This is a genomic window from Arcobacter caeni (genome assembly GCF_003063245.1).
Taxonomy (GTDB): Bacteria; Campylobacterota; Campylobacteria; order Campylobacterales; family Arcobacteraceae; genus Aliarcobacter; species Aliarcobacter caeni.
The window spans coordinates 41,589-58,338 of record NZ_MUXE01000003.1; the positions used below are offsets into that span (position 1 = coordinate 41,589).

General features: G+C 26.2%; 17 protein-coding genes and 1 pseudogene. 15 read left to right on the forward strand and 3 right to left on the reverse strand.

The window, feature by feature from the left end; translation table 11 throughout:
• Positions 1-7: 7 nt before the first annotated feature.
• The 6 genes from B0174_RS02695 (at position 8) to yedF (ending at position 4,957) form a co-directional block, all read left to right on the forward strand.
• Positions 8-1,126, forward strand: coding sequence for a cytochrome b/b6 domain-containing protein (locus tag B0174_RS02695; protein ID WP_108558111.1), 1,119 nt, complete (start codon positions 8-10; stop codon positions 1,124-1,126).
• Positions 1,092-1,481 (forward strand): hypothetical protein, encoded by a 390-nt coding sequence (locus B0174_RS02700; protein WP_108558112.1) that lies wholly within the window; start codon positions 1,092-1,094, stop codon positions 1,479-1,481. The genes B0174_RS02695 and B0174_RS02700 overlap by 35 nt, the downstream gene beginning before the upstream one ends.
• A complete protein-coding gene (locus B0174_RS02705; protein WP_108558113.1) occupies positions 1,474-2,139 on the forward strand; it encodes a response regulator transcription factor in 666 nt (221 codons plus the stop codon). The genes B0174_RS02700 and B0174_RS02705 overlap by 8 nt, the downstream gene beginning before the upstream one ends.
• A gap of 1 nt (position 2,140) precedes the next feature.
• Positions 2,141-3,331, forward strand: a complete 1,191-nt coding sequence (locus tag B0174_RS02710) for an ArsS family sensor histidine kinase (RefSeq protein ID WP_108558114.1) — start codon at positions 2,141-2,143, stop codon at positions 3,329-3,331.
• Between the two features lie 182 nt (positions 3,332-3,513).
• Positions 3,514-4,716 carry a selenium metabolism membrane protein YedE/FdhT gene (yedE, locus tag B0174_RS02715; RefSeq protein WP_108558115.1) on the forward strand — a complete coding sequence of 401 codons (1,203 nt, stop codon included), beginning with the start codon at positions 3,514-3,516 and terminating at the stop codon, positions 4,714-4,716.
• 1 nt (position 4,717) lies between these two features.
• Positions 4,718-4,957 (forward strand): sulfurtransferase-like selenium metabolism protein YedF, encoded by a 240-nt coding sequence (gene yedF, locus B0174_RS02720; RefSeq protein WP_108558116.1) that lies wholly within the window; start codon positions 4,718-4,720, stop codon positions 4,955-4,957.
• A gap of 34 nt (positions 4,958-4,991) precedes the next feature.
• Here yedF and B0174_RS12470 read toward each other — a convergent pair.
• Positions 4,992-5,636 (reverse strand): annotated as a pseudogene (locus B0174_RS12470) (HD-GYP domain-containing protein); the annotation flags it as partial.
• 1,011 nt (positions 5,637-6,647) lie between these two features.
• On the opposite strand from B0174_RS12470, the gene B0174_RS02730 reads away from it, so the two are divergent.
• The 4 genes from B0174_RS02730 (at position 6,648) to B0174_RS02745 (ending at position 9,598) form a co-directional block, all read left to right on the forward strand.
• Complete coding sequence (locus B0174_RS02730) at positions 6,648-7,487, forward strand: FAD-dependent thymidylate synthase (protein WP_108558118.1); 840 nt, start codon at positions 6,648-6,650, stop codon at positions 7,485-7,487.
• Entirely contained in the window at positions 7,488-8,405 is a 918-nt protein-coding gene (locus tag B0174_RS02735) for a glutaminase (protein WP_108558119.1), read from the forward strand.
• 51 nt (positions 8,406-8,456) lie between these two features.
• Complete coding sequence (locus tag B0174_RS02740) at positions 8,457-9,071, forward strand: trimeric intracellular cation channel family protein (RefSeq protein ID WP_108558120.1); 615 nt, start codon at positions 8,457-8,459, stop codon at positions 9,069-9,071.
• Positions 9,072-9,142: 71 nt separating this feature from the next.
• Positions 9,143-9,598: a hypothetical protein gene (locus B0174_RS02745; RefSeq protein ID WP_108558121.1), complete on the forward strand. Its 456-nt coding sequence runs from the start codon at positions 9,143-9,145 to the stop codon at positions 9,596-9,598.
• 16 nt (positions 9,599-9,614) lie between these two features.
• Here the strand turns inward: B0174_RS02745 and purN are convergent, their stop codons facing one another.
• Both purN and ruvC read right to left on the reverse strand, forming a co-directional pair.
• Positions 9,615-10,193 (reverse strand): phosphoribosylglycinamide formyltransferase, encoded by a 579-nt coding sequence (gene purN / locus B0174_RS02750; protein ID WP_108558274.1) that lies wholly within the window; start codon positions 10,191-10,193, stop codon positions 9,615-9,617.
• A 51-nt stretch (positions 10,194-10,244) separates the two neighbouring features.
• The gene (gene ruvC / locus B0174_RS02755) at positions 10,245-10,709 is read right to left on the reverse strand and encodes a crossover junction endodeoxyribonuclease RuvC (RefSeq protein ID WP_108558122.1); all 465 of its coding nucleotides are present in this window, start codon (positions 10,707-10,709) and stop codon (positions 10,245-10,247) included.
• A 226-nt stretch (positions 10,710-10,935) separates the two neighbouring features.
• Between ruvC and dnaA the strand changes: the two genes are divergently transcribed.
• The 5 genes from dnaA to queF all read left to right on the forward strand — a co-directional run bounded on the left by dnaA (position 10,936) and on the right by queF (position 16,744).
• Positions 10,936-12,252, forward strand: a complete 1,317-nt coding sequence (gene dnaA, locus B0174_RS02760; RefSeq protein WP_108558123.1) for a chromosomal replication initiator protein DnaA — start codon at positions 10,936-10,938, stop codon at positions 12,250-12,252.
• Between the two features lie 168 nt (positions 12,253-12,420).
• Entirely contained in the window at positions 12,421-13,491 is a 1,071-nt protein-coding gene (gene dnaN, locus B0174_RS02765) for a DNA polymerase III subunit beta (RefSeq protein ID WP_108558124.1), read from the forward strand.
• Between the two features lie 35 nt (positions 13,492-13,526).
• Positions 13,527-15,848 (forward strand): DNA topoisomerase (ATP-hydrolyzing) subunit B, encoded by a 2,322-nt coding sequence (gene gyrB, locus B0174_RS02770; RefSeq protein WP_108558125.1) that lies wholly within the window; start codon positions 13,527-13,529, stop codon positions 15,846-15,848.
• A 124-nt stretch (positions 15,849-15,972) separates the two neighbouring features.
• Positions 15,973-16,290, forward strand: a complete 318-nt coding sequence (locus tag B0174_RS02775; RefSeq protein ID WP_108558126.1) for a hypothetical protein — start codon at positions 15,973-15,975, stop codon at positions 16,288-16,290.
• 76 nt (positions 16,291-16,366) lie between these two features.
• Positions 16,367-16,744, forward strand: a complete 378-nt coding sequence (gene queF, locus B0174_RS02780) for a preQ(1) synthase (protein WP_165790384.1) — start codon at positions 16,367-16,369, stop codon at positions 16,742-16,744.
• The last annotated feature ends 6 nt before the right edge of the window (positions 16,745-16,750 follow it).

A 16,750-nucleotide genomic window follows, 5' to 3' on the forward strand; every position in this document is an offset into this window, starting at 1 on the left:
ATAAATTATGCAAAAGTCATATATTTGGTCACTACCAACTAGAGTTTTTCACTTCTTTTTTGTGTTATTTATTTTGTTAGCATTTCTAAGTGATGATGAAGATAGACTTTTAAATTATCATGCCCTTGCTGGATATGCTGTTTTAATTTTACTTATTTTTAGATTCTTTTGGGGATTTTGGGGTCCTAAATACTCTTTATTTAAAGATTTCCCAATTGGAATACAAAATGTAAAAGATTTTATAATAAATATTTTTGATTCAAATCAGAAATATATAGGTCACAATCCACTTGCATCTTACGCTATGTTTGGGATGTTAATAGTTACTTTTCTAACTGTAATCACTGGAATTTTAGCTTTTGGTGTACAAGAGGGAAAAGGAATTTTATCTTTTTTAAATTCTCCTTATTTTAAAGATATGAAACTATTTAAAGATATTCATGAGTTTTTATCATCTGTTTTAATAGCTCTTATAATTGCTCATATTTTAGGTGTTTTATCTGATAGATTACTTCATTCAAAACATGAAACTTTAAAATCAATAGTTACTGGATTTAAGGTTACACAAGAAAATGAAAGTATAAAATTAAATATCTTTCAAAAATTATTTGCATTTTTGGCTTTTGTGGCTTTCATAGCTTTTTTAATATTTAGTTTATCTCAACCAAAAAATATTTTAACAGCATCTATTCATAAACCAATAGATTATAAAATGCAAAACCCACTTTTTGTAAAAGAGTGTGCATCTTGTCATATTTTGTATCCTCCAAATCTCTTACCTAAAAAATCTTGGGAAATAATGATGAGCAATTTAGAAAATCACTTTGGAGATGATGCTTCGTTAGATGACGAATCAAATAAAAATATCTTAGCTTATTTAGTAAAAAACAGTGCAGAAACTTCAACAACAAAAGCTTCATTTAAATTCTTAAATTCTATAGGAGATAAAGATATAATAGCTTTAACTAAAACAACTTTTTGGGAGAAAAAACATAGAGATATTCCAAAAGAGTTGTTTTTAAATAAAGATATAAAAAGTAAAGCAAACTGTAAAGCTTGTCATAGTGATGTTGAAAAAGGATTAATTGAAAATGAAAATATTAAAAATCTTTCTGATTTTAAGTAGTTTATATCTATTTTTAAATGCCGATGATGGGCATAAAAAATATAAACATTCATATAAAAATCTTGATTTTTTACATCTAAACTCTAATCAATTAGAAAAGATAAAAACTATTCTAATTGATTTTAAAAAAGAGTATAAAGAGTTTTATGAATATAAAGAAAAGCAAGAAGATTTACTTGAAGATTTAATAGTAAATAAAGAGTTTGATGAAAAACAATATCTTAAAATTTTGACAGATATAAAAATAAAATCGGCGAATTTAGAAGTTAGTAGATTAAAAAAAATTCATGCAATACTAGATGAAAAGCAAAGAGAAGAATTTGCACAATATTTGGAGGAGTGGGAAATTGAGTAAAAAAGTTTTATTAATTGAAGATGATTTACAAATGCAAAAATTTATCTCTGAATATCTCGAAGATTATGGATTTACTTGTACAGCGTTTGCCCACCCAAAAGATGCAATTGAAAATTTTAAACATGAAGAAAACTACGAAATAATCATACTTGATTTGATGCTTCCGGACATGGATGGTTTTGATTTATTTAAAAAGTTAAAATCTATAAGAAATATTCCTATTATTATCTCAACAGCCAGAGGTGATATAGGAAATAAAATTCACGGTTTTGAACTTGGAGCCGATGATTATTTAGCAAAACCTTATGAACCACGAGAATTAGTTTTAAGAATTGAACATATTTTAAAAAAGAGTTTTAGCAAAACTATAAAAATAAATGATTTCTTAGTAGATAAAGAAAATAGAACCGTTTTATTGGATGATTTTCCAATAGATTTTACAAAAATAGAATTTGAGATTTTTGTTTTTTTAAGTGAAAATCTAAATAAAATCTCATCAAGAGAACAAATTTTAAATGCAACTTCTCTTGATATTAATACAAAAAATAGAACCATAGATATGCATATTTCAAATATTAGATATAAAATTGGGGATGATTCAAAAAATCCTAAATATATAAAATCTGTTTGGGGTATTGGTTATAAGTTCGTAGGTTAAGATGTCAATATTTAAAAAAATTACAATTTTATTTTTTCTAAGCCTTATCTTAATGAGTGTCATAGGCTTTTGGACAAATAGCATTAACTCAAAAAGAATGAATAAATTAGTACAAGAAAAATATCAAACTATTATAGATGATATTTTAAAAAATATTGAAAATAAAAACTACATAAATACTATTCTTTTAAAAAATAATCTAACAATCCAAAAAGAGTTGCCAAAGTCTAATAAGCAAATAATTTATAGCCAAAATTACACCTTTGGAAAAATCGAAATTTTGAAAGAGTTATTTGATAATGAGTTTTTAATAAAAATAAATTATTTAGATGAAGAATATATTTTGAAAACTCCAGATGAAGAAAATCTAAATGAAAAAAATATTCTAAATTTCCTAGTTTTTCTTGATATATTTGTACTTTTTTTAATTTTTTTATATATATTAACTCTTCTTTCTCCTCTAAAAAAAATTACAAAAGAGATTAAAAACTTCGCAAATGGCGAACTTTCAAGTCGTATAAAAATAAACTCAAAAGATGAAATAGGAATTCTTGCAAACACTTTTAATAATATGGCAACTTCTTTAGAAAATTCGATTAAAACAAGAGAAGAACTTTTACGAGATATTGGACATGAACTACGAACTCCAATTGCAAAAGGCAAATTTGCAATAGAAAAAATAGATAATTTTTCTCAAAAAGAGTTACTAAAAAAGATATTTGTTGATTTAGAAATTTTGACAAATGAGTTAATAGAACTTGAAAAATTAAATCTTACAAAACTAAATCTTACAAATTTTAGTGCTGAAACTTTAATAGTAGAATCATTAGGAAAACTATATTTAGAAGATGAATCCAAAATAGAAATAAATATTAATAAAAATTTTAAATTAACAGCCGATTTATATTATTTATCAACCGCACTTAAAAATCTAATTGATAATGCTTTAAAATATGCAATTTCATATCCCATAATTATAGAAACAAATAAAAATGAAATCTCTATTTCAAATAAAGGGCAAAAACTCTCAAAAGAAATAGAATATTACTTAAAACCATTTACACAAGAATTATCTCAAAGGGATGGTTTTGGCTTGGGGCTTAGTATTGTAAAAAAGATTATTGATAAACATAATTTTAAATTAGATTACTTTTATGAAAATGGAAATAACATTTTTAGAATATATTGGTAAAAAATATTTTACTATTTTAATTACTATTAAGTTAGTTTCTATTAATATTCCATCAGATTTGTGGTACAAATAGAGATACAAAAACAGATTTTAATCTCATCAATTAGGATATTTATACTTTTAGACTCGTAAAAGTTTTATCCAAAATTTCAAAAATAAAACATATTGTTAGGAGAACTTGCATGGATTATTTCAAGCAATTTAAACAAAACTATTTAGTTAGTTTTTGGCGTCCAACACCAGCTGTTATAGCTCTTGGTGTATTAGCTGCATACTATTTTGGAATCACAGGAACTTATTGGGCAGTTACGGGTGAATTCACACGATGGGGTGGACATATTTTACAATTTGCTGGTGTTGATATTAGCAATTGGGGATATTATAAAATCATGAAAATGGATGGAAATAGTCTAACACGAATTGATGGTGTTATGATTATTGGTATGTTTGCAGGTTGTATTGCTGCTGCTTTTTGGGGAAATAATGTAAAACTTAGAATGCCCGCTAGTAAAATAAGAATCGCTCAAGCATTAATTGGTGGAATCATTGCAGGATTTGGAGCGCGTCTTGGAATGGGTTGTAATTTAGCTAGTTTATTTACAGGAATTCCTCAGTTTTCACTTCATGCTTGGTTTTTTACTCTTGCTATGATTATTGGTGTTTATTTAGGAACAAAAGTAACTATGCTTTCTATTTTCCAATCAAAAATAAAACTACAAAAAGTATCTTGTAGTAAAGAATTAAATAAAAATACTCAACATGTTAAATCACTATTTACAATTGGTTCTTTTGTATTTGTAGCTATGATTATTTGGGCTTTATATTTAATATTTATTGCAAATAGTGCAAAACTTGGAATTGCAATGCTTTTTGGAGCAGCTTTTGGTTTATTAATCGCAAAAGCTCAGATTTGTTTTACATCAGCATTTAGAGATATTTTTACAACAGGACGAAGTGAACTTGCAATCGCAATTGTAATTGGAATGGCTGTTTCAACTATTGGAGTATTTTCTTATATAATGATGGGAGCTCCTCCTAAAATCATGTGGGCTGGACCAAATGCAATTATTGGTGGATTATTATTTGGATTTGGTATTGTTCTTGCAGGTGGTTGTGAATGTGGTTGGATGTATAGAGCCGTTGAAGGTCAAGTTCACTTTTGGATAGTTGGTATTGGAAATGTAATAGGTGCCACTTTATTAGCATTTGCATGGGATGGTTTTTCTGTTTCTCTTGCAACTTCATGGCCAAAAATAAATATGCTTGAATCATTGGGTAATTATGGTGGATTATTTATGAACTATATTTTCTTATTTTTACTATTTTTATTAATTTTAAAACTAGAGAAAAATTATAGATTAAAACTACAAAATAAAGGAAATTGATATGGAAAAAGAAAATATAATTCCAGATTATAGACTTGATATGCAAGGTGAACCTTGTCCATATCCTGCTGTTAAAACCCTTGAAGCCATGGAAAGTTTAGAAAAAGGTGAGATTTTAGAAATCATTAGTGATTGTCCACAAAGTATAAATAATATTCCAATTGATGCAAAAAATCATGGTTATAAAGTTCTAAGTATTGATAGTAGCGGTCCTACTATTCAATATTTAATTCAAAAATAAAAAGAGAATTTAATTTCTCTTTTTTACAAATATTCTAAAACTTATCTTTAAAAGTCTCTCTGATTTTTAAAAACTCATCTAAATGTTCAAAAAAAATGTCTACAAGTTTTGGGTCAAAATGTTTTGCTTTTTCTTCTTTAAAAAGATTAAATATTTTTTCATCATTCCAAGCTTGTTTATAAACTCTATCACTTCCTAAAGCATCAAAAACATCGGCAAGTGCAGTAATTCTTCCATAAATATGGATATTTTCACCACTTAAACCATTTGGATAACCACTTCCATCCCATTTTTCATGATGTTCATTTGCCACAATTGCAGCCATTTTTAATAAAGGTCTATTTGAATGTTTAAGCATCTCATAACCTAAAAAGGCATGAGTATTCATTATTTCTCTCTCAGCTTTATCAAAACGACCAGGTTTATTTAAAATAGCATCAGGAATTGCAACTTTTCCAATATCGTGCATTGGACTTGCTTGTTTTAGCATTTCAGCTTCTTTTTCATCTAAACCATAATAAAGTGCCAAAAGTTTTGAATATTCAGCAACTCTTTTTACATGATTTCCTGTCTCTTTGCTTCTACTTTCACCAATGGCACCCATTGTAAATACAACTTCTTTTTGTGTATTTTCTATTTCATGATTTAAATTTGTAATTTCTGTTAAACCATCTTCAATTTTTGTTTCAATTTCATCTATTGATAAACCAACATTTTTATAAATTTTATAGGCTAAAAAACTTAAAAAACTAATCACAATAAGCAAAAGTAATAAAATACTAAAGTATGTAATATTTATAAAATCACTTGAAAGTTTTTCTATTTTTTCTTCAATTTCAATGCTATATTTTTTATTTATATTGATGATATTTAAACTTATATCTTTTATTTCTATTTCTTTGTCTTCAATTCTTTTTATATTAACAACATAATCGCCAACTTTATTTACTATTTCTAAATAATTTTTTGTGTCAATATTGTCATAACTATTTTTTAATAATTGGATTTTATTTAGCCATTTATGAAAAGTTTCAGTATCTCTTTTTTGATAAAGAACCTCTTTACTATAATATTTTACATCACCAAATAACTGTGAAAGTTCAAAATTTCTTAGTTTCGATATATCATTATCAAGTTTTTTTCTTAACTCATTTTCCAATGGATAATCACTATTAAATTGTCTAATTAAATCTATTTTATTCTCTTGTAATAAATAAATTGAATCAAAAGCTTTTTCTATTTCTTGTTCACTTTCAAATAAAAGATTGAGTTTTTTAGCAATAATTTTATCATTATGAATATCATTTATTAAAAAATCTATTAAATCATTTTTATCTAATTCTTTAAAATTATCTTTTATTTTTTCAAACTCTTCTTCATATTTTGCAAAATCTTCTTTTGCTTTATCTAACTTTTCAATAGAATCCAAATTTATGGTATCTTTTAATAATTCATTCATCTCTTCTTGCATAAAAACTAAACTATTAATAGCTTGTTTAGTTAAATTATTTTCTTTAATTTGATAAATAACTATTGTATTTATAATCCCAATTACTGTAATTATGATTAGAATTGAAATAAAACTAATTTTAATAATCTTCTTTATGTCCATATTTATCCTTGGAATTAATTATCTATGTATGTACTTTTTTGTATAATCTAAATTAATTATACAATAAGGTGCTAAAAAATGATAAAAATGATTAACAAAAAAGAGAATATATTTGATGATAATATCGCCTTTGTAGAGAATTGGGACTTTTCAAAAGCAAATTTAAATGAAGAAAATAGAATCTTAGCTATTACTCAAGTTGCCTCTATTTGTTATCAATCACCAAAAGCATTAGGAAGTGAAAGTTTATACAATAGACTTATGGCAGAATCACAAGGACTGCCATCTTCATCTTTTGAATTTGTACCTGTTTTACTTGATTTTACAAATGAAAAACATAAAGAAATTCTAGCACCTGAATTTTCAAATACAAAAAAATTTGGAGAACTTATCTGTGATGGGAAATTTCTTCTTACAAATTATAGGGCTTTAGTTTATGATTTTGAAAATAATCCAAAAGCATATAGTTTTGACATAAGAACCACTTATAACACACTTGAAGAGTGTAAAATTATTCAAGCGCATTTCAAAGTATTCTTATTTAAAGTTGATTTCCCAACAAGATCTCAAATGGTAAGACATAGAGTAAACTGGCAAGAACTTTCAAGAAGATATGTAAGCGGAAAAAGAGTTCCTTTTGATTTTTATGTAAGTGAAAAAATGAAAGATGTTACAAGTGAAGCTGGAGATACTCAAAAAATATTAGATATTTGTTTAGAGCATTATTACAAAGCTTTAGAAGATGGTGTAAAACCGCAAGAAGCTAGAAGAATAATTCCACAAGCTGGATATTCTCAGATTTGGGGAGGTTTTCAACCAACTCAATTAGAAAACTATTTTAAACTAAGACTAGATTCTCATGCACAATGGGAAATAAGAAAAACAGCTGAGGCTATGAAAGAATTATTAGGAGATTAATTGGATTATCAAGCAATTTTAGAAGAGATTAAAAATGAAATTCAACCTTTTCTAAATGAAGGAAAATTAGCAAACTATATTCCTGCTTTAGCAAATGTAGATGATAAAGAATTTGCGATGTCAATTCAACTTTTTGATGGAACTTCTTATCATATTGGTAACCATAATTTAAAATTTTCTATTCAAAGTATCTCAAAAGTTTTCACTTTTACTTTGGCTTTAAATCACTACGGAAAAGATTTATATAAAAGAGTTGGTCATGAACCATCTGGAAATCCATTTAACTCTTTAGTACAACTAGAATATGAAAATGGAATACCTAGAAATCCTTTTATAAACGCAGGTGCAATCGTAACAGCCGATAGTTTAGTATCAATATATAAAAAAAATACTTTTAATACTATATTGAATTTTATAAAAAAAACCTCAAATGACAAAACACTTACTTTTGATGAAGAAATCTTCAACTCTGAATTAGCTCATGGTTTCAGAAACTTTGCTTTAATAAATATGATAAAAAGTTTTAATAATATAAATAATAACATTGATGATGTAATTGATACATATTTTAAACAGTGTTCAATTATGATGAATACTTCACAACTCTCAAAATCAATGCTTTTTTTAGCAAATCATGGAATAAATCCTTTAACAAATGAAGAAATTTTAACTGTTTCAAAAGCAAAAAGAATAAATTCCCTAATGTTAACTTGTGGGCATTATGATGCATCAGGTGATTTTGCATATAAAGTTGGACTTCCTGGAAAAAGTGGAGTTGGAGGTGGAATCGTAGCAGTCGTTCCTCAAAAGATGGCAATTTGTGTTTATTCTCCAAAACTAAATCTACAAGGAAATTCACTTGTAGGCACAAAAGCTTTAGAATTATTTACTACAAAAACTGGTTTGTCAATTTTTTAACTATAATTTTGTATAATCCCAATCTTTTAAAACAATAATTAAGGATAAAATATGAGCGCGTTAGAAATTGCAGATATTATAGGAATTATTTGTTTTGCACTAAGTGGATTTTTAATCTCTGTTCACTATAAACTCGATATTTTAGGCGTATTTATCTCTTCTTTTTTAACAGCACTTGGTGGTGGAATGATTAGAGATGTTTTAGCAAATAGAATTCCTTATGTTTTTACCACTGATTTGCCTGTTATTTTGGTTGTCGCAACTGTTTTAATTGCTTTATTATTTAAACTTCATAAAATTGATGATTTAGAGGGGAAAACTGCTTTTATAATCTCAGATGCCGTTGGTTTAGTTTCTTTTTCAATTACAGGTTCAATCGTTGCTATTCAAAATGATTTTAACTTTTTGGGTATTCTAATCTTAGCTTTCTTAACAGCAGTTGGTGGTGGAACAATTAGAGATATTTTAATAAACCGTGTTCCCTCTATTTTAGTATCAGAATTTTATGCAACTGTGGCATTAATAGTAGCTTCAATTATATTTATATTAGAGCTTTTACACCTAAGAAGTTTACCTACACTTACAATAGTTTTTATTTTTGGAGTAGGATTAAGAATTCTTGCATATTATAAAAAATGGCAACTACCAACTTTGTCAAAAGAGTAATTATTTCCTTTTAACTTTTCATTTACTTTTTGTTGGTATGATTGCATAATTTTGAAAATTTAGGAGAAAAAATGATAAAAAAATTACTATTTACAATTTTATTAGGTTTAGGTGCATTTGCAAATACACTTACAGTAGGAAGCAATATTCCAACACTTACAATAAAAGATCAGTTTGAAAAAGATAATATTGTTAATGAAAATATTAAAACAATAATCTTTGCAGCAACAAAAACTGAAAATACAACTATTAAAGAGTTTTTACAATCAAAAGATAAAGAACTTTTAACAACTAATAAAGCAGTTTATATTGCTGATATTACAGGAATGCCTAGCTTAATTACTAAGTTTGTTGCAATGCCTAAAATGAAAAGTTATCCATTTTCTATTCTTTTAATAGATGAAGCTAATAAAACATTATTTCCAATTAAAGAAGATATGATTTCTATTATTTCTTTAGAAAATGGAAAAGTTACTGATATAAAATATATTAAAACAGCTGCTGAATTAGCTGAAATTTTAAAATAAAACTTTGGCTACTAGTTCAAACTAGTAGCTTTTGAAATGCTTCTATAATCGCAATACTTTCTAACTCTTTTATTTTATTTTCTAAACTATCAACTGTTTCATTTTGAACAATTTCAAGCTCTTTTGTAAGAATTATTTCACCCTCATCATAAACTTCATCTATATAATGAATTGTAACTCCAGATTTTTTTTCGCCATTTTTTATAATAGCTTCATGAACAAATCTTCCATACATTCCAACTCCTCCATAAATTGATGGCAAAAGAGCTGGATGAGTATTTATTATTTTATTAGGAAATGCAGTTAAAAGTTTTGATTCGATTTTTTTCATATAACCTGATAAAAATATATAGTCACAGCCAAATTCACTTAATAATCTTGCTATTTTATCATCAATATCTTGTCCAGGGTATCTTTTATCATTTATTATAAAATAAGGAATATTGTAAAATTCTGCTTTTTCTAAAACCTTAGCATTTGTGTTATTTGTAATTACCACAACTACTTTTGCGTTTAATTTTTTTTCAATTATAGCTTTTTGAATTGTTTCAAATCCACTTCCATTATATGAAGCTAATATTCCGATTTTTTTTATCATTATTTGTCCTAATTTTGGGGCTTGAATTATATCTATTTTAAAATAAGTTTACAATCTTTGAGCGTGTGTTAAAGCAATTGCTATAGCATCTGTAATATCAAGAGGTTTAATCTCTTTTTTGACTCCTAAAAGCCTTTTAACCATGAAAGCCACCTGTTCTTTTGTAGCTTTTCCATTTCCTGTTACTGCTTTTTTTACTTGAAGAGGAGTGTATTCTGCAAAATTACCAAATTTTTGTAAAATCTTTAAAGAAATTGCTCCTCTAAATTGTGCGAGTTTTATAACTGTTTTTGGATTAAAAGCAAAAAACATATCTTCAATAGAAACTTCATCTATTTCATGTTTTCCAAAAATCAGATCAAAACCCTCTGTCATCTCCACAATTTGCTCTTGTAAAATTTTCGTTTTTATTTTTATTAACCCAGCTTCTATCAGTTTTATACTATTTCCATTCTTTTCAACAATGGCATATCCACAGTTTCGTGTACCTGGGTCAATTCCTAATATTTTCAACTATTCACTCTTTCTATTTAATTTCTATTCACATTCATCTATAGCCGGTATAATGGTATCTTTTTAATAAAAATGAACTTAAAGGAAAAATTTTATTCACCACTTATTCACTATGTGTATAACTTGATTTTTTTAATAAATTTAAACCCCTTCTTTTTAAATGAAGCTGTTTTATAAAAAATTTTGATATAATATTTACTAATTACGATTAAAGAGTTTACAATATATGACAACCAAAGATTTCCAAACAATAATTCAAAAAGAAGCTTCAAAAACAGATTTTGAAAGATACTTAAAACAATTAGTTTATAAAAAAATATCTTCTGACGAAAAAATCGCTATTTTTGAAGTAAATAATAAGTATATAGCCTCTTGGATAAAGAGTAAATTTACTGGACTAATACAACATTGTTTTGAAATTTTTGATGGTTCAAAACCATCTATTGAAATAAAACTTACAGGTGAAAAAAAATCAAAAAAAGAGATTCTAAAAGAACAAGTTCAAAATGAAACTGCTGAAAGTACGATATTAAACCCATCTTATACTTTTGATTCTTTTGTTGTAGGACCTTCTAATCAAATGGCTTATAATGCTTCACTTGCAGTTTCAAATAAACCCGGAATTCAATACAACCCACTTTTTATTTATGGTGGAACAGGACTTGGTAAAACTCACCTTTTACAAGCAGTTGGTAATTATGCAATTGAAAAAGGTAATACTGTTATTTATGTAACAATTGAGCAGTTTATGAATGACTTTACTTTCTCTTTAAAAAATAAAAGTATGGATCATTTTAGAAATAAATATAGAAAATGTGATGTTCTTTTAATTGATGATATCCAATTTTTAAGTGGAAAAGAACAAACTCAAGAGGAGTTTTTCCACACTTTTAATGAACTCCACAATGCAAAAAAACAAATAGTAATGACATCAGATAGACTTCCATCACAAATTGCTGGTTTAGTCGATAGATTAAAATCAAGATTTGAGTGGGGTTTAACAGCAGATGTTCAACTTCCAGGACTTGAAACAAAAATTGCAATTATTGAGAAAAAATCAGATTTAAATGGAATACATTTAAGTAGAGAAATTATTAATTTTATAGCAACAACACTTGATAACTCTATTAGAGAAATTGAGGGTGTATTAATTAGAATAAATGCAAGTGCTTCTTTATTAAATCAAGAAATTACACTTCCAATGGTTCAAAATTTATTAAAAGACCAAATTAAAGAAACAAAAGAGAATATAAAACTCCCTGATGTTATCAATATTGTGGCAAATCAGTTAAATATTAAACCAAGTGACATAAAATCTAAAAAAAGAACAGCAACAGTTGCAAATGCTAGAAGAATTGTAATTTATCTAACAAGAGAATTAACACATAACTCTATGCCAGATATTGCAAAGTTCTTAGGAATGAAAGATCATAGTTCTATTTCACACAATATTAAAAAAGCAAATGAGTTAATTGAAAAAGATGAAAACTTTAAATTAATTATTGAAAATTTAAAAAATAAAATCATCAATAAGGAGTGGTAAAATCTTTAAGACAAAATAAGTTTTAAAGACTTATGTGAAAAGATGTGAATACAAAGACAATTTTAATCACTGGGGTAAAGTTCGACTCCAGAGTGTTTTAAAAGGTATTTTCATCTTTTCACATGAACTACTACTTCCACTAAATTAAATAAAAATATAGGAGACAAAATGAGATTCGTAATTACAAAGAATATCTTTGAAAATGTTGTAGCTTCAATGCAACCTTTTTTAGAAAAAAAAGATTCTAGTGCAATCACATCACATATATATTTAGAAATCAATAATGCAAAACTAATCATAAAAGCAACTGATTATGAAATTGGATTAGAATCATACATTGATAATATAACTGATATGGTTGATGGAAAAGCAACAGTTAATGGTTCTAATTTATTAGGTATTATAAAAAGATTAAAAAATGAAGATATTATAATAGAAGCTTCAAATAATAATCTAGTTATAAAACAAAATAAATCAACTTTTAAATTACCAACTTATGATGCAGATGAATTTCCATCTTTAAATAAATCAGAAAATTTAAAAGAATTATCAATTTCAACTATTAATTTTATTAATTCTATTAGAAAAATTACTCCCGCAATTGATAATAATAATCCAAAATTTGAGTTAAATGGTGCATTATTAGATATTAAAAGTCAAAAAATAAATTTTGTTTCAACAGATACAAGAAGATTAGCAGTTTCTTTTTTACAAAATATTACAAATGAAGAAGCTCAATTTATTATTCCTAAAAAAGCAATAATAGAAATTCAAAAACTATTTTTAGATGATGCAAAAATATCTTATGATGATACAAATCTTGTTATATCAAATGAAAATACAAAATTTTTTACAAAACTAATAAATGGAAAATTCCCAGATTATGAAAGAATTATTCCATCAACTTTAAAATATAACTTTCCATTACCAAAAAGTATGTTAGTTGAATCTATAAAATTAGTAACTTCTTTATTTTCAAATATTAAAATCACATTTAACTCAACATCAATTCTTTTTGAATCTCTTGATGAAGATAGTGAATCTAAAACTCAAATTGATATTGATTTAAATATTGAAAAAGAGTTTTATTTAGCAGTAAATGCTAAATACTTGTTAGACTTTTTAAGTATGTCAAATAATGAAAAAATAAAAATTGGTTTTAATGAATCTAATTTACCATTTTTACTAGAAGATGATAAATTTTTTACTATTGTAATGCCAATAGTTTTAGAAAAATAATAAACAAAAATTAAACAAAAATAAGGAAATCTATAATGAGTGAACAAGAATACGGCGCTAGTAATATTAAAGTATTAAAAGGTCTTGAAGCTGTAAGAAAAAGACCTGGAATGTATATTGGTGATACAAATACAAATGGATTACATCACTTAGTATATGAAGTTGTAGATAACTCTATTGATGAAGCAATGGCTGGTTATTGTAAAAATATTAAAATTACTATGACAAAAGATCATTGGATAAAAGTTGAAGATGATGGAAGAGGAATTCCAACTGCAATTCACGAAGGTGAAGGAATAAGTGCAGCAACTGTTGTTTTAACAGTACTTCATGCGGGTGGAAAATTTGATAAAGATACTTATAAAGTTTCTGGTGGATTACATGGAGTTGGGGTTTCTGTTGTAAATGCATTATCAAAACATTTAAAAATGACGATTTATAGAGAAGGAAAAATTCACTATCAAGAATTTAAATGTGGTATTGCACAAGGAGTTCTTGAAGTAATTGGTGATAGTCCTAGAAAAACAGGAACAACAATTGAATTTTTAGCAGATGATTCTATTTTTGAAGTTAACAGATATGAATTTGCAATACTTGCAAAAAGATTTAAAGAAGTTGCATATTTAAATTCATTTATTTCAATTACTTTAGATAATGAAATCACAAAAACAAAAGAAGTTTACCATTTTGAAGGTGGATTAAAACAATTTGTTGAGGATATGAATAAAGATACTCCTGTTTGTGATGCAGTTGCTTTTAATGATACTATTGATGGTGTTGAAGCTGATATTGCTGTTATGTATAACGATACTTATGTAGAAAAAACTTTATCTTTTGTAAATAATATTAGAACTATTGATGGTGGAACTCATGAAGCTGGTTTTAAAGCTGGACTTACAAGATCTATTGTTAAATATTTAAATGAAAATGCAGCAGCTAGAGAAAAAGATACAAAAATTACAGGTGATGATGTAAGAGAGGGATTAATTGCAGTTATTTCTGTAAAAGTTCCAGAACCACAATTTGAGGGACAAACAAAAGGTAAATTAGGTTCATCTTATGTAAAAGCAATTACTCAAAAATTAACAGGTGATGCTTTAGATAAATATTTTGAAGAAAATCCACAACAAGCAAAAGCAATTATGGAAAAATCTTTAATGGCTGCACGAGGTCGTGAAGCTGCTAAAAAAGCAAGAGATTTAACTAGAAAAAAAGATGCTATGACTGTTGGAACACTTCCTGGAAAATTAGCAGAATGTCAAAGTAAAGACCCAGCAATTAGAGAATTATATCTAGTTGAGGGAGATTCAGCGGGAGGTTCAGCAAAACAAGGAAGAGATAGAGTTTTCCAAGCGATTTTACCACTAAAAGGTAAGATTTTAAATGTTGAAAAATCAAGACTTGATAAAATTTTAAAATCAGATGAAATTAGAAATATGATTACTGCAATTGGTTGTGGAATTGGTGAAGATTTTAATGCTGAAAAAGTTAGATACCATAAAATCATTATTATGACCGATGCGGATGTTGATGGATCACATATTCAAACTTTACTATTAACATTTTTCTTTAGATTCTTAAGACCTATCGTTGATAGTGGATATTTATATATTGCTCAACCACCACTTTATAGATATAAAAAAGGTAAAAATGAAATTTATCTAAAAGATGATAATGCATTATCTGCATTTTTAATTGAAAATGGTTTAGAATCTTTTTCATTTGAGGGATTAGGTTATAACGATTTATTAGATTTATTTAAAATTGTTTCAAGATATAGAAGTATGTTAGGACAATTAGGAAAAAGATACTCTTTACTTGAAGTATTAAAATATTTAATTGAAAATTCTGATTTAGTTAATCTTGATTTTGCATCTTTATATGAAAAAGTTAAAGATTTTTTACTTGCAAAAGGTTACAATATTTTATCAAAAACAGTTCTTGAAGATAAAATCCAACTTTTTGTACAAACAAAAGAGGGTTTAGAAGAGCTTATAATTGATGAGGATCTATTTGCATCACCATATTTTAGTGAAGCTACATATATTTACAATAAGCTTGTAGAAAGAGATTTAACAGTATTTGAAGGTCGTGATTTATTAGATATTTTAGATGATATTGAAGCTTTAGCTAAAAAAGGCGCTTATATTCAAAGATATAAAGGTCTAGGAGAAATGAATCCTGAGCAATTATGGGAAACAACTATGATTCCTGATAATAGAAGGCTTTTAAGAGTAAAAGTAGAAGATGCAGAAATTGCAAGTGATACATTTACTCTGTTTATGGGTGATGAAGTAGAACCTAGAAGAAACTATATTGAAGAACATGCAAAAGATGTTGAACATCTTGATGTTTAAAAATTAATTATTTAGAATATAACAATAAAATATTTATTATTGTTATATTTTATACAGTTTTTCCTCTATTTAAATAATAAATTAAGATATAATAATTCTATATATTATAGCTTTGGAGGAAAAAATGAATTTATTAATTAAAAACATTGCTGAACTTTTAGATATTGCTTTAAAAACTACTTCTTTTGATGAAATGTTACTCCTAAAAAATCATTCATCAATGTCAATTAGAAGAAACCTAGCTCGAAACTCAAACTTAAATCAAGAAATCATTGATTTTTTATTATACGATCCTGTTCAAAATGTCTCTTATATTGCTTCAATAAATCCAAATAACAAAAATTTTGAACGAACTTTTACTAATTTAAGACCTTGTGTTTTATGTAATAAAAATCAAAGTGATTGTGATTTGTGCCAAGAAACAATGAGTCATAGTTTCTAAATAGTAACTCTTATAAGTCTTTTTTGGGTAAAATAGGCAAAAATTATATTTATAAAAGGTTATAAAAGTTATGGAAATGAAATATGGTGAAAAAGAAATTAGAGAGTTTGATATTAATAAAGATGAAAATTTTTGGCCAAATGAACATGATAAAAATTATATAATTGATATTGAATTACCTGAATTTATGGCAAAATGCCCAAGAAGTGGCTATCCAGATTTTGCAACAATAAAATTACAATATACTCCAAATAAAAGAGTAATAGAGTTAAAAGCTTTAAAAATTTATATAAATACATTTATGTTTAGAGAAGTTTCACATGAAAATTCTATTAATGAAATTTTTGATACTTTATTTTCAAAATTAGAGCCAAAATGGATGAAAGTAATTGGAGATTTTAAACCAAGAGGAAATGTACATACAGTTATTGAAATAGATAGTTCGAAATTTTAGGACTTA